The 20,197-nt window shown below is 71.8% G+C and carries 17 protein-coding genes; 9 read left to right on the forward strand and 8 right to left on the reverse strand.

The genetic code is table 11. The features are described 5' to 3' along the window. Nucleotides 1–5 precede the first annotated feature (5 nt). Entirely contained in the window at nt 6–905 is a 900-nt protein-coding gene (gene thpD, locus ACFYNU_RS13075) for an ectoine hydroxylase (RefSeq protein ID WP_356586066.1), read from the forward strand. Between the two features lie 63 nt (nt 906–968). Here the strand turns inward: thpD and ACFYNU_RS13080 are convergent, their stop codons facing one another. From ACFYNU_RS13080 to ACFYNU_RS13095, 4 genes are all read right to left on the reverse strand, one after another. Beyond that, nucleotides 969–2,027: an aminotransferase class V-fold PLP-dependent enzyme gene (locus ACFYNU_RS13080; protein ID WP_356586064.1), complete on the reverse strand. Its 1,059-nt coding sequence runs from the start codon at nt 2,025–2,027 to the stop codon at nt 969–971. Between the two features lie 69 nt (nt 2,028–2,096). After that, entirely contained in the window at nt 2,097–2,834 is a 738-nt protein-coding gene (locus tag ACFYNU_RS13085) for a DsbA family oxidoreductase (protein WP_356586062.1), read from the reverse strand. A 100-nt stretch (nt 2,835–2,934) separates the two neighbouring features. Beyond that, on the reverse strand, nt 2,935–4,911 hold the full coding sequence (locus tag ACFYNU_RS13090; protein ID WP_356586060.1) for a translation factor GTPase family protein: 1,977 nt from the start codon (nt 4,909–4,911) through the stop codon (nt 2,935–2,937). Between the two features lie 229 nt (nt 4,912–5,140). Next, nucleotides 5,141–6,685 carry an aldehyde dehydrogenase (NADP(+)) gene (locus ACFYNU_RS13095; RefSeq protein ID WP_356586058.1) on the reverse strand — a complete coding sequence of 515 codons (1,545 nt, stop codon included), beginning with the start codon at nt 6,683–6,685 and terminating at the stop codon, nt 5,141–5,143. 151 nt (nt 6,686–6,836) lie between these two features. Between ACFYNU_RS13095 and ACFYNU_RS13100 the strand changes: the two genes are divergently transcribed. From ACFYNU_RS13100 to ACFYNU_RS13125, 6 genes are all read left to right on the forward strand, one after another. Continuing rightward, entirely contained in the window at nt 6,837–7,607 is a 771-nt protein-coding gene (locus tag ACFYNU_RS13100) for an IclR family transcriptional regulator (RefSeq protein ID WP_356586056.1), read from the forward strand. Nucleotides 7,608–7,701: 94 nt separating this feature from the next. Beyond that, nucleotides 7,702–8,676: a hypothetical protein gene (locus ACFYNU_RS13105; RefSeq protein ID WP_356586054.1), complete on the forward strand. Its 975-nt coding sequence runs from the start codon at nt 7,702–7,704 to the stop codon at nt 8,674–8,676. Continuing rightward, nucleotides 8,673–10,022: a histidine kinase gene (locus tag ACFYNU_RS13110; RefSeq protein WP_356586052.1), complete on the forward strand. Its 1,350-nt coding sequence runs from the start codon at nt 8,673–8,675 to the stop codon at nt 10,020–10,022. The genes ACFYNU_RS13105 and ACFYNU_RS13110 overlap by 4 nt, the downstream gene beginning before the upstream one ends. A gap of 35 nt (nt 10,023–10,057) precedes the next feature. Next, complete coding sequence (locus ACFYNU_RS13115; RefSeq protein WP_388766169.1) at nt 10,058–10,678, forward strand: response regulator; 621 nt, start codon at nt 10,058–10,060, stop codon at nt 10,676–10,678. A 110-nt stretch (nt 10,679–10,788) separates the two neighbouring features. Continuing rightward, complete coding sequence (locus ACFYNU_RS13120) at nt 10,789–12,240, forward strand: penicillin-binding transpeptidase domain-containing protein (RefSeq protein WP_356586048.1); 1,452 nt, start codon at nt 10,789–10,791, stop codon at nt 12,238–12,240. Between the two features lie 39 nt (nt 12,241–12,279). Beyond that, nucleotides 12,280–13,572, forward strand: a complete 1,293-nt coding sequence (locus ACFYNU_RS13125) for an MFS transporter (protein WP_356586046.1) — start codon at nt 12,280–12,282, stop codon at nt 13,570–13,572. Here the strand turns inward: ACFYNU_RS13125 and ACFYNU_RS13130 are convergent. Together ACFYNU_RS13130 and ACFYNU_RS13135 are read right to left on the reverse strand one after the other, a co-directional pair. Continuing rightward, nucleotides 13,558–14,742: a hypothetical protein gene (locus tag ACFYNU_RS13130; RefSeq protein WP_356586044.1), complete on the reverse strand. Its 1,185-nt coding sequence runs from the start codon at nt 14,740–14,742 to the stop codon at nt 13,558–13,560. The two genes, ACFYNU_RS13125 and ACFYNU_RS13130, sit on opposite strands and share 15 nt — an antisense overlap. After that, complete coding sequence (locus ACFYNU_RS13135; protein ID WP_356586042.1) at nt 14,739–15,698, reverse strand: 5-dehydro-4-deoxyglucarate dehydratase; 960 nt, start codon at nt 15,696–15,698, stop codon at nt 14,739–14,741. The genes ACFYNU_RS13130 and ACFYNU_RS13135 overlap by 4 nt, the downstream gene beginning before the upstream one ends. A 284-nt stretch (nt 15,699–15,982) precedes the next feature. Between ACFYNU_RS13135 and ACFYNU_RS13140 the strand changes: the two genes are divergently transcribed. Next, on the forward strand, nt 15,983–16,807 hold the full coding sequence (locus ACFYNU_RS13140; protein WP_356586040.1) for an NAD(P)-dependent oxidoreductase: 825 nt from the start codon (nt 15,983–15,985) through the stop codon (nt 16,805–16,807). Nucleotides 16,808–16,887: 80 nt separating this feature from the next. Then, on the forward strand, nt 16,888–18,159 hold the full coding sequence (locus ACFYNU_RS13145; protein ID WP_356586038.1) for a TerD family protein: 1,272 nt from the start codon (nt 16,888–16,890) through the stop codon (nt 18,157–18,159). Between the two features lie 101 nt (nt 18,160–18,260). Here the strand turns inward: ACFYNU_RS13145 and ACFYNU_RS13150 are convergent, their stop codons facing one another. After that, nucleotides 18,261–18,488: a hypothetical protein gene (locus ACFYNU_RS13150; RefSeq protein ID WP_037784015.1), complete on the reverse strand. Its 228-nt coding sequence runs from the start codon at nt 18,486–18,488 to the stop codon at nt 18,261–18,263. Between the two features lie 116 nt (nt 18,489–18,604). Further along, nucleotides 18,605–20,185: a TROVE domain-containing protein gene (locus tag ACFYNU_RS13155; RefSeq protein WP_356586035.1), complete on the reverse strand. Its 1,581-nt coding sequence runs from the start codon at nt 20,183–20,185 to the stop codon at nt 18,605–18,607. Between the last annotated feature and the right edge of the window lie 12 nt (nt 20,186–20,197).

Raw genomic sequence — 20,197 nt, forward strand, 5'->3', positions numbered from 1 at the left:
ATCCCATGACCACCACCGCCCCTGCACGCACCGATCTGTACCCCACCCGTGGCGTGGGTGAGGTGACCACCCCGCGCCAGGACCCCGTCGTCTGGTCGCCGCCCGGCACGCCGGGCCCGGTCGACGCGGCCGACCTCCAGGGTCTGGAGCGGGACGGGTTCCTCACCGTCGACCAGCTGATCAGCCCCGACGAGGTGTCGATCTACCGCGCCGAGCTGGACCGGCTGATCACCGACCCGGCGATCCGGGCGGACGAGCGCTCGATCATCGAGCCCAAGTCGCAGGACGTACGGTCGGTGTTCGAGGTCCACAAGATCAGCGAGGTCTTCGCCGGTCTGGTCCGTGACGAGCGTGTGGTGGGGCGGGCGCGGCAGATCCTCGGCTCGGACGTGTACGTCCACCAGTCGCGTATCAACGTGAAGCCGGGCTTCGGCGCCTCGGGCTTCTACTGGCACTCGGACTTCGAGACGTGGCACGCGGAGGACGGTCTGCCGAACATGCGGACCATCTCCGTGTCGATCGCGCTGACCGAGAACTACGACACCAACGGCGGCCTGATGATCATGCCCGGGTCGCACAAGACCTTCCTGGGCTGCGCGGGCGAGACGCCGAAGGACAACTACAAGCAGTCGCTGAAGATGCAGGACGCCGGTACGCCGTCCGACGAGGCCCTGACCGGCTTCGCCGAGCAGCACGGCATCAAGCTGTTCACCGGCAAGGCCGGCGCGGCGACGTGGTTCGACTGCAACTGCATGCACGGCTCGGGTGACAACATCACCCCGTTCCCGCGCAGCAACGTCTTCATCGTGTTCAACAGCGTGGAGAACGCGGCGGTCGACCCGTTCGCGGCCCCCGCCCCGCGGCCGTCGTTCATCGGCTCCAGGGACTTCACGCCGGTCCGCTGAGGACGCGTCGTACGTAAGGAGGCGGGGCCGGTCATGGCGACCGGCCCCGCCTACTTGAGAGGTTCAGCCCGCCAGGACGTCGAGCGCGCGGTCCACGTCCGCCGTGGAGTTGTACAGATGGAAGGCGGCGCGCAGATTGCCCGCGCGCACCGAGACGGCGACCCCCGCCCGCGCGAGCGTCTCCTGCCGGTCGCCGAGCCCCGCGACGGCGACGACCGCCGACTCGTCCGCGTGCCCCGTGCCGGCCGGCTCGTGCCCGATCTCCCGCAGCCCCGCCCGGAAGCGGGCGGCGAGCGCGGTGTTGTGGGCGTGGATCGTGTCGACGCCGATCTCCTCCAGGAGCGGCAGGGAACGCTCGGCTCCGTGGTAGGCGAGGAAGGGCACCGGCTGGTCGAACCGCCGGGCGGAGTGGGCCAGTTCCTCGACGGGGCCGTAGGTGCTCGCCCAGATGTCCTCGCCCGCGACCCAGCCCGCGAGGATCGGCACCAGGGACTCCTGGGCCTGTTCGCCGACGGTGAGGAACGAGGTGCCGCGCGGGCAGACGAGGAACTTGTAGGCGCCGGTGACCGTGTAGTCGTAGTCCCCCGCGTCGATCGGCAGCCAGCCCGCCGCCTGGGTGGCGTCGAGCAGCGTACGGGCGCCGTGCGCCGCCGCCGCGGCCCGTACCCCGGTGAGATCGGCGGTGCGGCCGTCGCTCGACTGGACCGCGGAGAACGCCACCAGCGCCGTCTCCGGACGCACCTCGTCGGCCAGCTTCTCCAGCGGCACGTACCGGGGCCTGAGATCACCGCGTACGGCGAAGGGAGTGACGAGCGAGCTGAAGTCCCCTTCGGGCAGCAGGACTTCACTGCCCGGGGGCAGGGAGGCCGCGATCAGTCCGACGTGGATCGCCACGGCCGTACCGACGGCGACCCGCGCCGGCGGCACGCGCACGAGCCGTGCGAACGAGGCGCGGGCGCCCTCGACCACGTCGAAGTCGCCCGTCCCGTCCGGCTGTCCGGTCGCACTGCTCAGCGCCAGCGCCCGCACCGCTTCGACGGCCCGGCGCGGCAGCAGGCCACTGCTCGATGTGTTCAGATACGTCGTCTCCGGCACGAACTCGGCGCCACCCAAAGTGTCCATGGCTTCACCTTGGGACCGGTGTTCCCCCTCGTCAATCGCGTATGTTCCGGGGGAACACCCAAGGATTCCTTATGCGTGCGTGTGGGACGAGTGGGTGTGGGCCCCCGGAATGTCGCAGGCCCCGTCCGCGTCGCAGACGACCGCCGCGTCGTCGCCCACCGGCGTGATCGCGCGCCCCTGCCAGGCCTGCTCCAGCGCCTGGGTGAAGACCTCGGCGGGCTGGCCGCCGGAGACGCCGTAGCGCCGGTCGAGGACGAAGAAGGGCACACCGGTCGCGCCCAGCTCGGCCGCCTCGCGCTCGTCGGTCCGGACGTCGTCGGCGAACGCGTCCGGGTCGGCGAGGAGCACGCGCGCCTCGGCCTCGTCGAGGCCCGCCTCCACCGCGAGATCGACCAGCGTCTCGGTGTCGTACACCGAGCGCTCCTCGGCGAAGTTCGCCCGGTAGAGGACGTTCAGCAACGCGTCCTGCCGGCCGCGCGCCTTGGCCAGATGCAGCAGCCGGTGGATGTCGAAGGTGCTGCCGTGGTCCCGGTCGCCGACGCGGTAGCCGAGCCCTTCGGAGTGCGCCTGCGAGGCGACCTGCTCCTCCATGGCGAGCGCTTCCTGCCGGGAGCGCCCGTACTTGGTGGCGAGCATCTCGACCACCGAGCCGACCTCGTCCTTGGCGTGCCCGGGGTCGAGCTCGAACGACCGGTGCACCACCTCGACGTCGTCCCGGTGCGCGAAGGACTCCAGCCCCTTCTCGAACCGGGCCTTCCCTATGTAGCACCAGGGACAGGCGATGTCGCTCCAGATCTCCACGCGCATGTGTCTGCCTCTCTCCAGCCAGGACCAGTACGGAGCCTGCCTCCGCTATCAGGCGCAACCCCGCCGCCGCGCCCCTCATTCCCGGCCGCCCGAGCCCGTCTCACCGCGCCCCCGTCGACACCCGGCGCACCACGCTCAGCAGGTACTCCTTGCGGTGGAGCGGGTCGTGGTCCGTGCGCGGGCGGGTCGGCGGGGTGCCCTGGACGGGCTGGTGGTGGGCGAACGACGCCTCCAGGACGCCCTCGCCGCTCGTGAGCGTCGGGAGTTGCTGCTCCAGCGCGTGCACCTGGGCCGCCGGGATCTCGCCCTCCACCACGTACGACGCCCCGTGCGCCGACGGCGCGTGCGGTACGGCGCGGCGCCGGGCCAGGGCGGGCAGGACGGTGCCGAGGGTGTCGGCGGGGACGTCCAGGCGGAAGTGGTGCATCGGTTCGCACACGATCGTGCCCGCGTCCTTCAGGGCCGCCATCAGCACCAGCGGGGTCAGCAGGCGGAAGTCGGCGGCCGTGGTCTCCGGCGCGTAGCCGTCGCGGGTCAGTACGACGGCGCAGTCGGGGACCGTCCAGCCGTACAGCCCTTCGCGCAGGGTGGCGCGGACGGTGTCCTCGACGGCTTTCATGAACGCGTACGGCATGGAGCCGAGTTCGACCTCCAGCCGGAATTCCACGCCGCTGCCGGGCGGCGCCGCCTCCACCCGTAGTCCGACGGTCGCGAGGAAGGGGTTGGGTTCCTTGCCCATGACCTCGGCGGCACTCCCCGTACCGGCGACCCTCTCGATACAGATCGTCGTCGTCTCACGGAAGGTGACGTCGACGCCGTACTCGTCGGCGAGTGTCGCCTGGATGACCTCTTTCTGGACCTCTCCGTAGAGCGACACCGAGATCTCCTGCCGGATCTCGTCCTGCCGCAGATTGATCAGCGGGTCCTGCTCGGCGAGTTGGGTGAGTGCCGCGTGCACCGCGCCCTTGGCGGTGCCCTCGCCGGGGACGACGACGGTGGCCAGGGTCGGTGGGGAGAAGTGGTGCCGGGCGGCGGTGGCCGTGGCCGGGTCGCCGATCACATCGCCGATCCGGATGTCACCGAGCCCCCACAGCCTGCCGATCCGGCCCGCGCCGACGGACGGGCTCCGTACCGAGGAGCCGTCGTCGAAGACACTGATCGCGGTGACCTTGCCCTCGGTGCCGTCGCCGGCCGGCAGCCGGTCGCGTACCCGCAGCGTGCCGGAGAACATCCGTACGTACGCGATCTTCTCGCCCGCCGCGCCGCGCTCGACCTTGAAGACGGTGCCCGAGAGCGGGCCGCGCTCGTCGCCCGCCGTGGCGGGCAGCAGCTCCCTGATCGCGCCGGTGAGCGTGTCGACGCCCGCGCCGGACACGGCGGAGCCGAAGTACACCGGGTGGAGGAGCGCGCGCCCGGTCTGTGCGGCCAGTTCACGGCGGAGCGTGTCGTACGTGAGACGGGCCGGGTCCTCGACGTACGCGGCCAGGAAGGCGTCGTCGTTCTCGGCCAGCCGCTCGGCCACGGGTCCGGTCGCGGCGAAGGCGGGGTCCGTCCCGTCGTACGGGGTGAAGTCGGCCTCGCGCGTGCCGGGTCGGCGTACCGATCCCATCGGGACGATCGCGGGCGTCAGCTTCTGGGCCAGGTCGCGCAGCAGACCGTCGGGGCGGGCCCCGGCCCGGTCGATCTTGTTCACGAAGACCAGCGTGGGAATGTGCAGCCGGCGCAGCGTCCGCATCAGGACGCGCGTCTGCGCCTGGACGCCTTCGACGGCCGACACGACCAGCACGGCGCCGTCGAGCACGCTCAGCACTCTCTCCACCTCGGCGATGAAATCCGGGTGGCCGGGGGTGTCGATCAGATTGACGGTGATGTCGTCGACGGCGAACGACACAACGGCGGATTTGATGGTGATGCCGCGTTGGCGTTCGAGGGCCAGTGAATCGGTCTGGGTGTTCCCCTCGTCGACGCGGCCGATCTCGGCGATGACTCCGGCGGCGTGCAGCAGCCGCTCGGTCAGGCTGGTCTTACCGGCGTCTACGTGCGCCAGGATGCCGAGGTTGAGCGTACGCGTACTCACTGAGCGTCATGTCCCTTGAATAGGCTGGAATTCCCTTCCGCTGGATGGACATCGACGCTCGGCGCATGACGGCTCCTCGACTGCTGGACGGTCGGCCCGGTCGGCCGACGTCGGGGAGTACAGCAAACCCCGAGCCGCCCGGCAAGCGATTTACCGGGCGGTTCGGGGTCGGTGTCGTACGGGATTGACGCGGGCGGTCGCCGCTTCTTCAGGAGGTGGTCGCCCGCGCCTACGAGGCGGTCGCCGGCTCCGCGCGGCCGTCCACGCGGCGTGGCAGCCCCGCCGGGTTGTCGTCACGCAGCTCCGGCGGGAGCAGCGCGGCGGGCGTGGACTGGTAGGTGACGGGCCGCAGCCAGCGCTCGATCGCGGTGGCGCCGACGGACGTCGAGGTGGAGGTGGACGCCGGGTAGGGGCCGCCGTGCTGCTGCGCGGGGGCGACGGCGACGCCGGTGGGCCAGCCGTTGACGAGGACACGGCCGGCAAGCGGCGTCAGTTCGGCGAGCAGCCGCGCGGCGCCGGAGTCCGAGTCCTCGGCCTCGCCGTCGGCGAGGTGCAGCGTGGCGGTGAGGTTGCCGGGGAGGCGGGCCAGGAGGGCGCCGATCTCGGCGTCGGAACCGTAGCGGGCGACGACGGTGACGGGGCCGAAGCACTCCTCCAGAAGGAGGTCGTGCGGCCCGTCGGCGGCGAGACGTCCCGCCGGTACGGTCAGATAGCCCGCGCTGACGGTGTGCTCGCCGCCGGCGCCCGGGGTGATCGGGGCGGCCACGTCGGGCAGTTCGGCCCGTTCGCGTACGCCGGCCACGAACGCGTCCCGCATCCGGTGGTCGAGCATCACGCCCGGCTCGGTCTGGCTGACGGCCGTCGTCAGCGACTTGAGCAGGGTGTCGCCGGCGTCGCCCGCCGGGACGAGCACGAAGCCGGGCTTGGTGCAGAACTGGCCCTCGCCGAGCGTCATCGAGCCGGCCAGACCGGCGCCGATCTGCTCGGCGCGCTCGGCGGCGGCGGCCTCGGTGATCACGACGGGGTTGAGCGAGCCGAGTTCGCCGTGGAAGGGGATCGGGGTGGGCCGGGCCGCCGCCGCGTCGAAGAGGGCGCGTCCGCCGCGTACGGAACCGGTGAACCCGGCCCCGGCCACCAGCGGGTGCTTCACCAGCTCCACACCGGCCTCGAAGCCGTGCACCAGGACCACGACGTCCTCGGGCAGGCCCACCTGTGCCGCCGCCCTGCGCAGGGTGGCGGCGCAGATCTCGGAGGTGGCGGGGTGGTCGGGGTGCGCCTTGACGACCACGGGGCAGCCGGCGGCGAGCGCGCTCGCCGTGTCGCCGCCCGGGACGGAGAAGGCGAAGGGGAAGTTGCTGGCCGAGTAGACGGCGACGACTCCCAGCGGCACCTTCCAGCGCCGCAGGTCGGGCCAGGGCGGGGTCCGGTCGCCGTCGGCGTGGTCGATGCGTACGTCGAGGAAGGCGCCCTCGTCGACGACCTCGGCGAACGCTCTCAACTGGGCTGTCGTGCGCGCGAGTTCGCCGGTGAGCCGGACCGGCCCCAGCGCGGTCTCGGCGTCCGCCGCCTCGATGAGGTACGCGCCGGATTCGTCGAGGAGGTCCGCCGCCGTACGCAGAAGCGCCGCACGCGCGGTACGGTCGGCGAGCGCGGGCCGGGTGGCGTGCGCGCGTCGTACTTCGCGGTCGACCTCCTCGGCCGTGGCCTCGACCGCGACCTGCTCACGCGGCTTCCCGGTTCGGGGGTCGACACTCCAGACTGGTGCTGCTGCCACCGCGGCTTCCTTCCCAATTCCTGTGCCGTCCGCTGTCATCACCGAGGCGCTGTTCGGTATTCTGAACAAAGTTCCTGATGATGAATCTATGGGAACTCTATTTCCGTGCGTTCTGTGTGGTCAAGAGTGGTCAAGATAGGGGCGAGGAACGATGTCGGCTGCGGAAACCGGTGGTGCACAGGTCAAGTCCGCTGTGCGGACGGTGGAATTGCTGGAGTACTTCGCCGGACGCCCCGGCATGCACTCGCTCGCCGCCGTGCAGGAAGCGGTCGGCTACCCCAAGTCCAGCCTCTACATGCTGCTGCGCACCCTGGTCGAGCTGGGCTGGGTGGAGACGGACGCGACGGGCACCCGGTACGGCATCGGCGTACGGGCGCTGCTGGTCGGCACGTCGTACATCGACGGTGACGAGGTGGTGGCCGCCGCCCGCCCGACCCTGGACCGGCTCTCCGACGACACGACGGAGACCATCCACCTGGCGCGCCTCGACGGCACGAACGTCGTCTATCTCGCCACCCGCCAGTCGCAGCACTATCTGCGCCCGTTCACCCGGGTCGGACGGCGGCTGCCCGCGCACTCCACCTCGCTCGGCAAGGCACTGCTCGCGACGCACAGCGACGAGCAGGTGCGCAAGATGCTCCCCGAGACGATGTCGTCGCTGACCGAGCACACCATCACCGACCGCGAGAAGCTGATCGAGGAACTCAACACGATCCGCGAGCAGGGCTACGCCGTGGACCGCGAGGAGAACACGCTCGGGCTGCGCTGCTTCGGTATCGCGATCCCGTACCGGACCCCGGCGCGCGACGCGATCAGCTGTTCGGTGCCGGTGGCGCGGCTGACGCCCGCGCACGAACAGATGATCAAGGACGCGCTGTTCGACGCGCGCGACCGGCTGACGCTGGCCACGCGCCGGCTCTGACGACCCCGTACGGCGCCGCCCTCCCCCATGCGGGGGAGACGGATCGTCGGGGCGCATGAGGTGCGGCGGCCCGCCGGCCGGGAGCGTGGTCGGTATGACGCAGACATCCGCCGCCGCGGCCGACACCGCGCCGCCCCTCGGCCGGGGGGTGCGGGCGCTGCGCGCCGTCGCCATCGCCTCCTGCCTCCCGTACATCACGCTCAAGATCCTGTGGATCGCCGGTGACCGCACCGGAATCCCCGACGGCAGCACGCTCCTCGACCAGCGGGTCAGGATGGCTCTCGCCAACGGCGTGTCCGTCGTCCTGGACGCCGCCGTCGTGGTCCTCGCGCTGCTGCTGACGCGGCCCTGGGGGCGGCGGGTCCCGGCGTGGCTGCTCGCCTTTCCCATCTGGGTGGCGGCGGGGCTGCTCGCGCCGGTCATGACCGGCTATCCGCTCCAGTTGGCGGCCTCCGTGGTGGACGGCTCCCGCCCGGCGCCGTCGAACTCGGAGCCGTTCCTCGACGCGTGGGTCTTCGGCGTCGTCTACTCGGGCTTCATCCTCCAGGGCCTCGCCCTGGGCGCACTCTTCGTGCGCTACGCGCGGCGCCGCTGGGGCCACCTCTGGCGGGGTGCGGTCGGGGATCCGCCGGTGACGGCCGCGACCCGGGCGACCGTCGCGGCCGGTTCGCTGCTGGCGCTGTTGCCCGCCGTGATGCATCTGCTCTGGGCGGCGGGGGCGACGACGGGGCTGAGCGCCGACCGGATCGACGGCAGGTCGACCGACTTCTATCTGGTGGAGGGCGTCAACGGCCTGTTCGCCGTCGTCGGGGTGGTGGGCACGCTGCTGCTCGTCCTCCCGTTCCGCGGCGGTGTCGCGCCGTCGCCGCGGTGGCCGCTCGCGGCGGCGTGGGTGGGGTCGGCGACGCTCGGCTGCTGGGGCGGCTTCCTCTTCCTCGTCACGGCGCTGCCGAGCGATCCGGACCAGCGGGCCGCCGGGCTGATGGTGCTGACCTACTCTGTGTCGATGGTCGCCGGGTCCCTGCTGTTCCGCGGTGTCGTCTCCGTACTGAGGCGCCGCGCCGTATGACAGCCCTGCTCCGGCGGTCGGCCTCGGCCTTCCTGCGCCCCCTCTTCGGCGGCCGGGCGTGGCTGCGCTGGACACATCTGGTCCTCGGCGGCGCCCTGTTGATGCCGTACTGGCTGCTCGGCACGGTGGTCGTCGGTCCGCTCATCGGCACCGACGGCATGTTCGCCGACTCCCTCGCGCTTCAGTTCGGCGCGTACGCGGTCGCTCTGCCGCTGGCCGCCGTGAGCGCGCTGTTCCCGCTCGTACGGCCGCTGTCGGTGGCGGCGGCGCGGACGCTGTGCGGGATCCCGGAGGGCGCCCTGGCGGACGGCCCCGCGCGCTCGCGTGCGGCCAGGGTGCGCACGACCGGCTGGTTCACCCTGCATGTCGGGCTCGGCGGGATCATCAGCGGCATGTCGCTGGCGTTGCCGCCGTTCGCGGTGGCGCTGATGGTGCTGCCGCTGTCGCCCGCGATGCGGGAGTCCTGGCGGACCATGCCCGGTGCCTTCGACCACGGCTGGGGGCTCGCTCTCGCCCCGCTCGGCGGGGTCCTGTCGCTCTTCGCGCTGGCCACGTGCGCGGCGGCGGCGAGCACGCTGCTGGCCCGTCTGGCGCCCGTGCTGCTGGGGCCCACACCGTCCGACCGGCTGGCCGCGGCCGAACGCCGCGCGGCGGATCTCGCCGTACGCAACAGGCTGGCCCGCGAGTTGCACGACTCGGTCGGCCACGCGCTGAGCGCGGTGACGCTCCAGGCGGGCGCCGCGCGCCGGATCCTGGACAGTGACGCGCCGAAGGACATGGAGTTCGTACGGGAGGCGCTGACCGCGATCGAGGAGACCACCCGGCGCACGGTGGGTGAACTGGACTCCGTGCTGGGCCTGTTGCGCCGGGACGACGAGGATCCGCCGGCCACGGACGGGTCTGCGGGCCCGAAGCCTTCGGGACCGGTGCCTTCCGGCCCGACGCTGGAGGCGCTGGACGTGCTGCTGGCCCACTGCGGCGTACGCGTCACGCTCACCGTCGACGGGGACGTCGGACGCGTGCCGGAGCCGGTGTCGCGCGAGGCGTACCGCATCGTGCAGGAAGGGCTGAGCAACGCCCTGCGGCACGGCGGGGCCGCGCCCGTCACCCTCCATGCCGCCCTGGACACCGAGAAGTTGGAGATAACGATGGAGAATCCGCTGCCCGGCACGGCGCCGGTCGTACCGCCGGTCGTACGGCCCGGGGGCGGGCGCGGGCTGCGCGGCGTCGCCGAGCGGGCCACACTGCTCGGCGGGCACGCCGAGGCCGGACGGGACGGGACGCTGTGGCGGCTGTCCGTCGCCCTCCCGCTGACCGCCGGCGGCCCCGCGCGGTGGCGGCCGTGACGGGGATCAGGGTGGTGCTCGCCGACGACGAGCGGATGGTCCGTACGGCGCTGCGCGTCATCCTGGAGGCGGAGCCGGACCTGACGGTCGTCGGCGAGGCGGCGACCGGCGCGGAGGCGGTGTCCGTGGTGCGTGCCGTGCGCCCGGACGTCGTGCTGATGGACGTACGCATGCCGGAGATAGACGGCATCCGCGCGACGGAGCAGATCCTCGGGCCGCCCGGTCTCGACCCGCTCCCGCGCGTCGTCGTGGTGACGACCTTCGAGAACGACAGCTATGTGTACGACGCGCTGCGCGTCGGCGCCTCCGGGTTCCTGCTGAAGCGGGCGGCGGCCGAGGACCTGGTGCGGGCGGTCCGGCTGGTGGCGCGGAGCGACTCGCTGCTCTTCCCGGCCGCGCTGCGGACCCTGGCGGCGGAGCACGCCCGCAGACGCCCCGAACCGCCGCGCTGGGCGAGCCGGCTCACCGAGCGCGAGGCGGCGGTGCTGCGGCTGATGGCGACCGGTCTGACGAACGCGGAGATCGCGCGGCGGCTCGGTGTCGGGGCGGCGACGGTGAAGTCGCACGTCGCGTCGGTGCTGGCGAAGACGGGGGTCAGGGACCGTACGCAGGCGGTGATCGCGGCGTACGAATCGGGGTTCATCAGCCCGCGGTGACACCGCCTCCCCAGGAGGCGTGCCCGGTATGAAGAGTTTCTGAGAAGGGGTGCCCGGCGGAACGCGGCGTCCTGTCCCGTTCGTCCTTCAGACAGGACGGACGGGATGGGATGAACAAGACAATCAGGCGCACCGCGGTCGTCTGTCTGCTCATGGTGCTCGCCCTGCTGGTGCGGGTCACCTGGGTGCAGGCGTACCAGGGCAAGGCCCTCGCGGACAACGAACGCAACCGACGCACGCTCATCGACCAGTACGCCCAGCCGCTGGGCGACATCGTCGTGGCCGGCTCCCCCGTCACTGGTTCCGCCAGGACGTCGAGCAGTGACGACCTGAAGTACAAGCGGACGTACACGGACGGTGAGCTGTACGCGGCGGTGACCGGTTACAGCTCGCAGGCGTACGGCTCCACGCAGCTCGAAGGCATCTACTCGCACGTCCTCGACGGCACGGACTCCCGGCTGAAGAACCCGCTGGACGCGCTCACCGGCGAGCAGGCCGCGCCCGGGGGTGTCCTGACGACGATCGACCCGGCGGTGCAGCGGGCCGCCTTCGACGCGCTCGGCGACAAGAAGGGCGCGGCCGTCGCGATCGACCCGGCGACGGGGAAGATCCTCGGAATGGTCAGCACCCCGTCGTACAACCCTTCGGAGATCAGCGGCACGGACGACGGCGACGCCTGGCGGCGGCTGAACGACGACCCGGACAAGCCGATGGTCAACCGGGCGCTGCGGCAGCCGCTGCCGCCCGGTTCGACGTTCAAGCTGGTGGTCGCGGCGGCGGCGCTGGAGGACGGGCTGTACGGATCGGTGGACACCCGGACCCAGAGCCCGGACCCGTTCACGCTGCCCGGCACGAGCACGGTCCTTCCGAACGAGAACGCGTCGGCGCCCTGCGAGGACGCGACGATCCGCACGGCGCTCCGGTACTCGTGCAACAACGTCTTCGCCAAGATGGCCGCCGACCTCGGCGAGGACAAGGTGGGTGCGATGGCGTCGAAGATGGGCTTCGGCGACGCCGAGCGGGACGTGCCGGTGCGGGCCGCCGAGAGTGTCTATCCGTCCGGCATGGACGACGCGCAGACGGCGCTGACGGGCATCGGCCAGTTCGAGGTCACCGCCACACCGCTCCAGATGGCGATGGTCTCCTCCGCGCTGGCGAACGACGGCATCCTGCGGTCGCCGCACATGGTGTCCGAGGTGGTGGACGCGGGCGGCGACACGCTCACCTCTTACGAGGACGAACCGTCGCGCCGGATCGTCTCGTCGTCGACGGCCGAGCAGTTGCGCGACGCCATGGTGACGGTGGTCGAAGAGGGCACGGGGACGAACGCCCGTGTCGACGGAGCCGAGGTCGGCGGCAAGACGGGCACGGCCCAGCACGGCGTGGACAACAGCAGCACGCCGTACGCCTGGTTCACCTCGTACGCGAAGGACGCGTCGACGGGCAAGGAGGTGGCGGTGGCCGTGGTGGTCGAGGACTCGGGCGCGGCACGCTCGGAGGTCAGCGGCAACGGCCTGGCGGCCCCGATCGCCAAGAAGATGATGGAGGCGGCCGTGCGCTGACCCCTGGGGCTCCCGGTGGGCCCGTGCCAGGATGTGCCGATGGGCACGGGGAGGCGGCCGGGGAAGCCGGCCGGGGAGAGCGCGGGGAAAAGCGCCGGGCAGGCCGACACAAACGCCAGGCGGAGCTGGGCGATAGGCACGGTCCTTCGGGACCGTAACGCGGGGCTGTATCTGTCCGGTGTCGTCGTCTCCGGTTTCGGTACGTCGGCGATGTGGCTGGTCGGCGGCATCTGGGTCAAGTCGCTGACCGGGTCGGACAGTCTGGCGGCCCTGACCGTCTTCATGATGTGGGCGCCGACGCTGGTGGGCCCGCTGCTGGGGGCCGTCGCCGACCGGTGGCGGCGCAGACCGCTGCTGGTGTTCTGCAATCTCGTCATGGCCGCGCTGCTGCCCCTGCTGCTCGTGGTCGACTCGGAGAGCCGGATCTGGATCCTGTTCGCCGTGCTGTTCGTGTACGGCGTCAGCGGTGTCGTCCAGGACGCCGCCGAAGCGGCCCTGGTCGCCACGGCGATCGACAAACGGCTGCTCGGTGACTTCAACGGACTGCGGATGACGGCCAACGAGGGCATGAAGCTCCTCGCGCCGCTCGCGGGCGCCGGTCTCTACGCGGCGTACGGCGGCGGGACGGTCGCCCTGCTGGACGCCGTGACGTTCGCGCTGGCCGCCGGCCTGTTCGCGCTGATGCGGGTGCGGGAGGAGAAGCCGGCACCGGACCGTACGGGAAGTTGGCTGTCCCGGACGGCGGAGGGGGCGCGCGTGCTGCGGCGCTCGCCGGTCCTTGGCCCGCTCGTCCTGGCGGGGTCCCTCACGATGCTGCTCGCGGGACTCAACGGCGCCGCGATCTACGCGGTGGTCGACAAGGGCCTCGGGCACTCTCCTACGTACGTGGGTCTGCTCTACGCACTTCAGGGCGTCGGCTCGGTCGCCGTCGGGCTGCTGGCGGGTCCGCTGATGCGCAGGATGCCGGAGCGGGTGTTCGCCGCCGGTGGCATCGCGCTCTTCGCCGCCGCCGTGGGGCTGCGCGCGCTGCCGTACGACGCCGTGGTGCTGGCGAGCGCGGTGGCGGTCGGGATCGGCCTGCCGTGCGTGCTGATCGTCGCGCTGACGGCGGTGCAGCGCGAGACGCCGGACGCCGTGCTCGGGCGGACCGCCGCCACCGCCAACACCCTGATCTACGTGCCGAACGCGCTGTCCCTCGCGCTCGGCGCGGGACTGATCGCGTTCGTCGACATCACGGTGCTGCTGCCGGTCACCGGGGTGATCGGTCTGCTGACGGCGGCGGGCCTCGCCTTCTACGGAGGGCTGCCCCGCGTCGCCTCAGCCGAGGCGTGAGAGCGCGGCGGCGACGGTGGTCAGATCCGCGTCCGACGCCAGGCCCGCGTGGTACAGCCGCAGTTCGGTCGCGCCGAGCGAGCGCGCGTACGCCGCGTCGTCGGCGAGGGTGTCGGGGCTGCCGCCCATGCCCTTCACCACGGTGAAGTTGGCGGCCAGCACGGTGGATTCGCGGCGGTGCGGGGCGAACGGTGTCAGCATCGCCTCGGCCGCGCCGCCGCCGCACGGCAGGACGACGCCGTCGGCGGTGTCCAGGATGTGCGCGGGGTCGACCCCGGCGTTGGCCCCGGTGCGATGGGGGTGCGGGTCGGCGTGGAGCAGCACCTGGAAACCGGGGCCCGCCTGCGCGCGTACGGCGGCGACGGCGGCCTCCTGGAGCGTACGGGCGGTCCGCACGCGCCAGTTGAGGGTGGCGGCCGTCAGATCCTTGCCCAGGAGCTTCTCGACGGCCGCGCGGCCCGACAGGCCGCCGGGGGTCCCGGCGCCGCTCCAGACGGGCTCCAGGGCGCGTCTGACAGCGGCTTTCAGCTCGTCGGCGGCCAGGCCGAGCGACAGATATCCGGCGCGGCAGACGGAGCAGAAGCAGAGCGACATCAGGTACTGCGCGGCCTCGTCGAGCGGCACGCCGCCGATCTTGTCGTGGGCGTGCAGGTGCCCGACCCCGTACCAGCCGAGGGATTCCAGTTCGGTGCCGGCCGCGCCGGGCCGTACGGCGGACTCGGCGGCGAGCGAGACGAGATAGGTACGGACGGCGGGGCGGGCGACGCACGGGGCCCAGGGGTAGCGGTCGCCGTAGGCGTTCACCACGGAGGTGTCCGGATGTTCGGCGCCCAGCCGGGAGTTGTGCGCGAGGACGACCCAGGTGTGCACGTCGAGTCCGGCGCCGGCGAGCGCGGCGGCGGCCTCGCCGTAGGCGTCGCCGGGGGCCCAGTCGCCGGCGGCGTACGGGCGCAGCTCGGCGTCCGCCCAGCGCGCCTCGTCCAACGGGTGGAGCACGGCGGCGTGTTCGGCGGTGACGACGCGGTGGCGCGGGTGGCGCGGGGTGAGGGCGCGGGTGGAGTGGTAGGCGGAGGCGAGGGTGACCTGACGGACACCGAGGTCGGCGACGCGCGCGGGCGCGTCGGGGTCGCCCACGACGTCCCACGGGTAGAGGAAGGCGGAGGTCTTCACGCGGTCGCCCCCTGCTCCGGGTCGCCGAGCAGCGCGTAGCCGCGTTCGATGATCTCGGTGAGTTCCTTGATGTGCGCGGGCTGCGGTTCGCTCAGGGGGGTGCGTACCTCGCCGACGTCGTGACCGCGCAGTCTGACGCCCGCCTTGACGAGCGAGACGGCGTATCCGCGTCCTTTGGAGCGCAGTTCGACCAGCGGCCGGTAGAAGCCGTCGATGAGCCTGTTCACGGTTGTGTCGTCGCCGGAGGTGAGGGCGCGGTGGAAGGCGAGGGCGATCTCGGGCGCGAAGGCGAAGACGGCGGAGGAGTAGAGGCTGATGCCGATGCCCCGGTAGGCGAGGCCGGTGAGTTCGGCGGTGGGCAGGCCGTTGAAGTAGAGGAAGTCGCGGCCGGGCTCCTCGGTACGTACGGCGCTGAGGATGCGCTGCATCAGATCGAGGTCGCCGTAACCGTCCTTGAGGCCGATGATGCCGTCCACCTTGGCGAGTTCGACGACGGTCTCGGGGGTGAAGACGGCGTTGTCGCGCTGGTAGACGATGATCTCCAGGCCGGTGCCCGCGGCGAGCGCCGCGTAGTGGCGGAGCAGGCCGTCCTGGTCGGCGACGACCAGGTAGGGCGGCATGGCGAGCAGCCCGTCGGCTCCGGCGGCCTCGGCGATCTCGGCGTATTGGACGGCGATTGCCGTACCGTAACCGGCGGCTGCCACGACGGGGACCGCCCCCGCGGTCTCCTCCACGGCCGCCCGTACGCAGTCGCCGAACTCCTCCGGTGTGAGCGCGTGGAACTCGCCCGTGCCGCAGCAGGCGAAGACCGCGGCGGCTCCCGCGTCGACACCGCTTCGGACGTGCGCGCGGAAGGCGTCGAGGTCGAGGGCGCCGTCCGGGCCGTACGCGGTGACGGGGAAGAACAACGGCCCGGCGACTCGGGTGAGGCGGGCGGCGAGCGGGGCTGAGGTCACTGGCGCTCCCTGGGCCGTGCGGCGAGCACTCACGCTCGTGCACAATTCTGATCGGCGTCCATATTTCTGAACGCCGCCACGCTAGGCCAGCCGTGCGGCGCCGGTCAAGACGGAAAGCCGCAACCCAGGAGCGGATTGACCGCCTCCGCGCGACACTTGACGGTGACGGCGACGCTCCTTAGCGTGTCCACGCATATGAATCCTGTCCACGAACATATCCCCGATCCGGGCGACCGCTGAGCCGTCCCGGATCCACCCGCGTACGTACGAGGAGAGCCACGCCCATGCCCCAACCGCGAACCGTCCTGCTCACCGGCGCAGCGGGCGGCCTCGGCACCCTGATGCGCGGCCTGCTGCCCGCCTACGGGTACGAACTCCGGCTCTTCGACGCCACTCCCATCGAAGGGGAGCCGGACGCGATCACGGCCGACCTCGGCGACAAGCACGCGCTGCGTGAGGCCGTCAGGGGCGTCGACGCGATCATCCACCTCGCCGGCATCTCGCTGGAGGCGTCCTTCGACAAGATCCTGCGGGCCAACATCGAGGGGACGTACAACCTCTACGAGGCGGCCCGCGAGGAGGGCACCGGGCGGGTGGTCTTCGCGTCCAGCAATCACGCCGTCGGCTTCACCCCCCGGCCGCACGGCACCTATCCGCTCGACTCCGAGGCGCTGATCCCGATCGGGACCCCGCGCCGCCCCGACACGTTCTACGGCCTCTCCAAGTGCTTCGGCGAGGATCTGGCGCAGCTCTACTGGGACCTGCACGGACTGGAGACCGTCTCCGTACGGATCGGGTCGTGCTTCATGGAGCCGACCTCCGTACGGATGCTGTCGGTCTGGATGAGCCCCGGCGACGGCGCGCGCCTCTTCCACGCCGCGCTCACGGCCGAGGACGTCCAGCACTCCGTCGTCTACGGCTCGTCCGCCAACACACGCCTGTGGTGGGACCTTTCGACGGCGCGGGCGCTGGGGTACGAGCCGCAGGACGACTCCGAGCAGTACGCGGACAAACTCGTCGCCGAACAGGGCGAACTGGACCCGGAGAACCCCGACCACGCCAACCTGGGCGGCCACTTCTGCACCCACCCGCCGCAGTGGCCGTACTGAGCGGCGGCCGTACTGACCCGTACGGGCGAGGGGCGGCAGGGTAAGGGAACGGCAAAGAGGGGTCGTTCGTTACGTCTGGCATGACAGCTATGACCCCCGGCTCGAACATCCCTCTCTCCGCCACCCGCGTGGCGGTGGACGTCGCCGCCCCGGTGCGGCTCGACGTATCGGGCCTGCTGCTCACCGCCGACGGCAAGGTGCGCTCCGACGACGACTTCATCTTCTACAACCAGCCGACGGGCCCGGGTGTGACCTACCGGTCCGGCGGCGGTACGGCTCCGGACGCGATCGTGGTGGACACGTCCGCCGTCCCCGCCGGTATCGAGAAGATCGTCGTCACGGCCAGCCCCGACGCCGCGGGCCAGAGCTTCCAGGGCATCGAGCCCACAGCGACCATCCGCAACGCCGACGACGGCGGCGCGCTCGCCACCTTCACCCCGCCGAATCTGGGCGCGGAGACCGCCCTGGTGGTCGTGGAGGTCTATCTGCGCAACGGCGCCTGGAAGGTCCGCGCGGTCGGCCAGGGGTACGCGAACGGGCTGTCGGGCATCGCCACCGACTTCGGCGTCTCGGTCGAGGAGCCCGCCGCGCCCGCGGCGGCAGCCCCCCAGGCGCCGCAGGCCCCCGTGGCGCCGGCGGCACCGGTGCCGCCCGCCCCGCCCGTACCGCCCTCCGCGCCGACGCCCTCACTGGCCGACCCCCGGATCGCGGCCCCGGTCACCCCCTCCGCGCCGGTACCGCCCTCGGCTCCCCCGGCCGCCGCCGCGGGCACCGGGAAGATCAATCTCGACAAGGGCCGCGTCAACCTCCAGAAGAACCAGACGGTGTCGCTCGTCAAGGGCGGCGCCCCGCTGCTGTCCCAGGTCAAGATGGGCCTCGGCTGGGAGCCCGCGTTCCGCGGCAAGGACATCGACCTCGACGCCTCCGTGATCGCCTACGGACCGAACCGCAACCACCTGGACAGCTGCTACTTCGGCAAGCTGGCCATCCTCGGCGGCTCGGTCAAGCACTCCGGTGACAACCTCACGGGTGAGGGCGCGGGCGACGACGAGACGATCGTGGTCGACCTCGGCCGGCTGCCGGCCGAGGCCACGGGCCTGGTCTTCACGGTCAACTCGTTCACCGGCCAGAAGTTCAACGAGGTCGCGAAGGCCTACTGCCGGCTGCTCGACGCGCGGACCGGCGAGGAACTCGTCCGCTTCGACCTGACGGGCGCCGAGCCGCAGACCGGCGTGATCATGGCGAAGCTGATCAAGCAGTTCTCCGGCGAGTGGGAGATGACGGCCGTCGGCGAGTTCGTGAAGTCCCGCACGGTCCGCGGCATGGTCAAGCCCGCGGCCAAGTCCCTCTGAGTCCCACCGCGGAATTGCCTGGCCGGCACGTGGCTGGCCGGAACATGCCTGTACGGGCCGCCGCGGTCACGGGGATCGCGGCGGCCCGGGGCATTGGGTCTTCAGAGCTTGGTCAGTTTGGAGAAAGGGCTCAGGATTCGACCCTGGCGGCCCGAGAAGTCGATGAGCACAGCGTTCTCGCCCTCGACTCCGATGACTCTGCCCAACCCGAACTGATCATGGGAGACACGGTCTCCCACGTCGAAGTGCTCGGGCGGAGGTGAGGCCGGGCCTTGGCGGTTGAAGGGACTGGACGGCAGGTGGCGCCGGGAACCGGCTGACTTTGTCATTACCTGGAGTATGCGCCCAACGGCCCCCGACGCGCCATGCCCGACGGCCGACGGGCCGCGGGATCACTCGTTCCCCAGTGACCCCACGGCCCCCCTTCACACCCCCGTGGTGAAGGTCAGCCCGCCCACGGCCAGTCGGCGTCCCGACCGGCCTCCAGCAGCGGAACCATGCGAAACGCGGCGTCCGAGAGACCCCCGAACGTGTGCCGGTTCCGCGTACCCGACGGCCCGTGCCCGGCCCGGTACCCCGCCAGATTCCAGGTGTAGACGGGAACGCTCTGCGGGACCTGCCGGGTCGGGTCGCCGAAGCGGCTGTACGACGCCTGCTCGTCCGTGACGATGAGCACCCGGTCCTGGCCGCGGTAGTGGGCCCGTACCGCCCCGGCCGTGTCCGTACCGCCCAGGTTGCCGAAGCGCCCCAGGACCTTCAGCACGGACTCACCCCGGCGACAGACCACCTTCCCGCTGCCCGAGCCGAACTCGACCAGGTCCGCGTCGGCCGCGCGCATCGCCACCGCCGTACCGAAGACCGCCGCGGCGTCCGCCCGGTTGAGCCGCGAGCGGTCCGACAGCGGCGACCACATCGAGCCCGAGCGGTCGACCAGGATCAGCGTCCGCCCCGACAGCGCGGGCACATTGGCCAGCGAGTGGCCGAGCGCCCGCTCCAGCGGGTGGGACCAGCGCAGCGACGGCGCGTGCTGGTACGCGGCGAGATAGCGGAACGGGAACTGCCGCGACCGGGCGACCACCGCCGGGTCCGCCAGCTCGGCGGCGACCGTGGCCGCGACCTCGTCGCTCACCCCGGCCTCGTCGAAGTTCCGCAGGTTGCGCAGCAGCGCCATCGGCCCCATGGACGGGATGACGGCCTCCCACGCCGCCGCGTCCATCGGCCCCTGGAGCCAGCCCGCCAGCGCCTCCCACGTCATACCCGCCTCCGCCAGCCGCTCGGCGGCGCCGGGAGCCGTGACGGCCGCGCGCCGCTCGGCGACGGGCAGCTCCATCAGCTCCCGGTGCGCGACGAGCGTGCGGTTCGACGCGGGCGCGACAGCGCTGTCGGGGTGGTGCCGGCGGTCCAGGGCGTAACGGAACAACTCCCCCTGCCACGCCTTCCCGGGGTCGGGCGAGGCGTGCACGAGATTGAGAATGTCCCCGAAGCGATAACCCTTCGACGCGGTGTCGTACTTCAACAGCGACTTTCCGTTGTAGAGCCGCCGTACGGCATCGGCCGTGCCCCGCTTGACCGGCTTGGGAATTCCGCGCCCATAACGGGACGTCCAGTATCCGAGCATTTCACCGGGCTCGTCGGCACGCAGCAGTACGGAATCGATGACCTGGCGGTTCGACGGGCCCGTGCCGACGCCCAGTTCGAGACGCGCCTTGACATATTCGGCGGCGCCGACGATCGCTGCTGTCCGCATGTTCCCCTCGCGGCGCAGCCAGCTCAGCAGAGCGGCCGTCCACGACGGCTCCTCGACGGCGAGCTTGCGTACGAGGGAGGCGAACCGGTCGTCGCGGTCGTCCCCGGACTCGTAGAACGTCTGCTGGGAAACGAAGTTGGCGACGGCCAGCAGAAACAGCTCGGACTTCGCGTCGCGCAGATGTCCGACGCCGCCCTGGTGGGTGCGGGTGGTGGAACCGGTCGACCGCACCGGCGAGGTGCCGCGGACCAGGAAAAGGCGATTGTTGAAGCGTGCCATGAGAATTCCCCC

Source organism: Streptomyces sp. NPDC006643 (genome assembly GCF_042870175.1).
Taxonomy (GTDB): domain Bacteria; phylum Actinomycetota; class Actinomycetes; order Streptomycetales; family Streptomycetaceae; genus Streptomyces.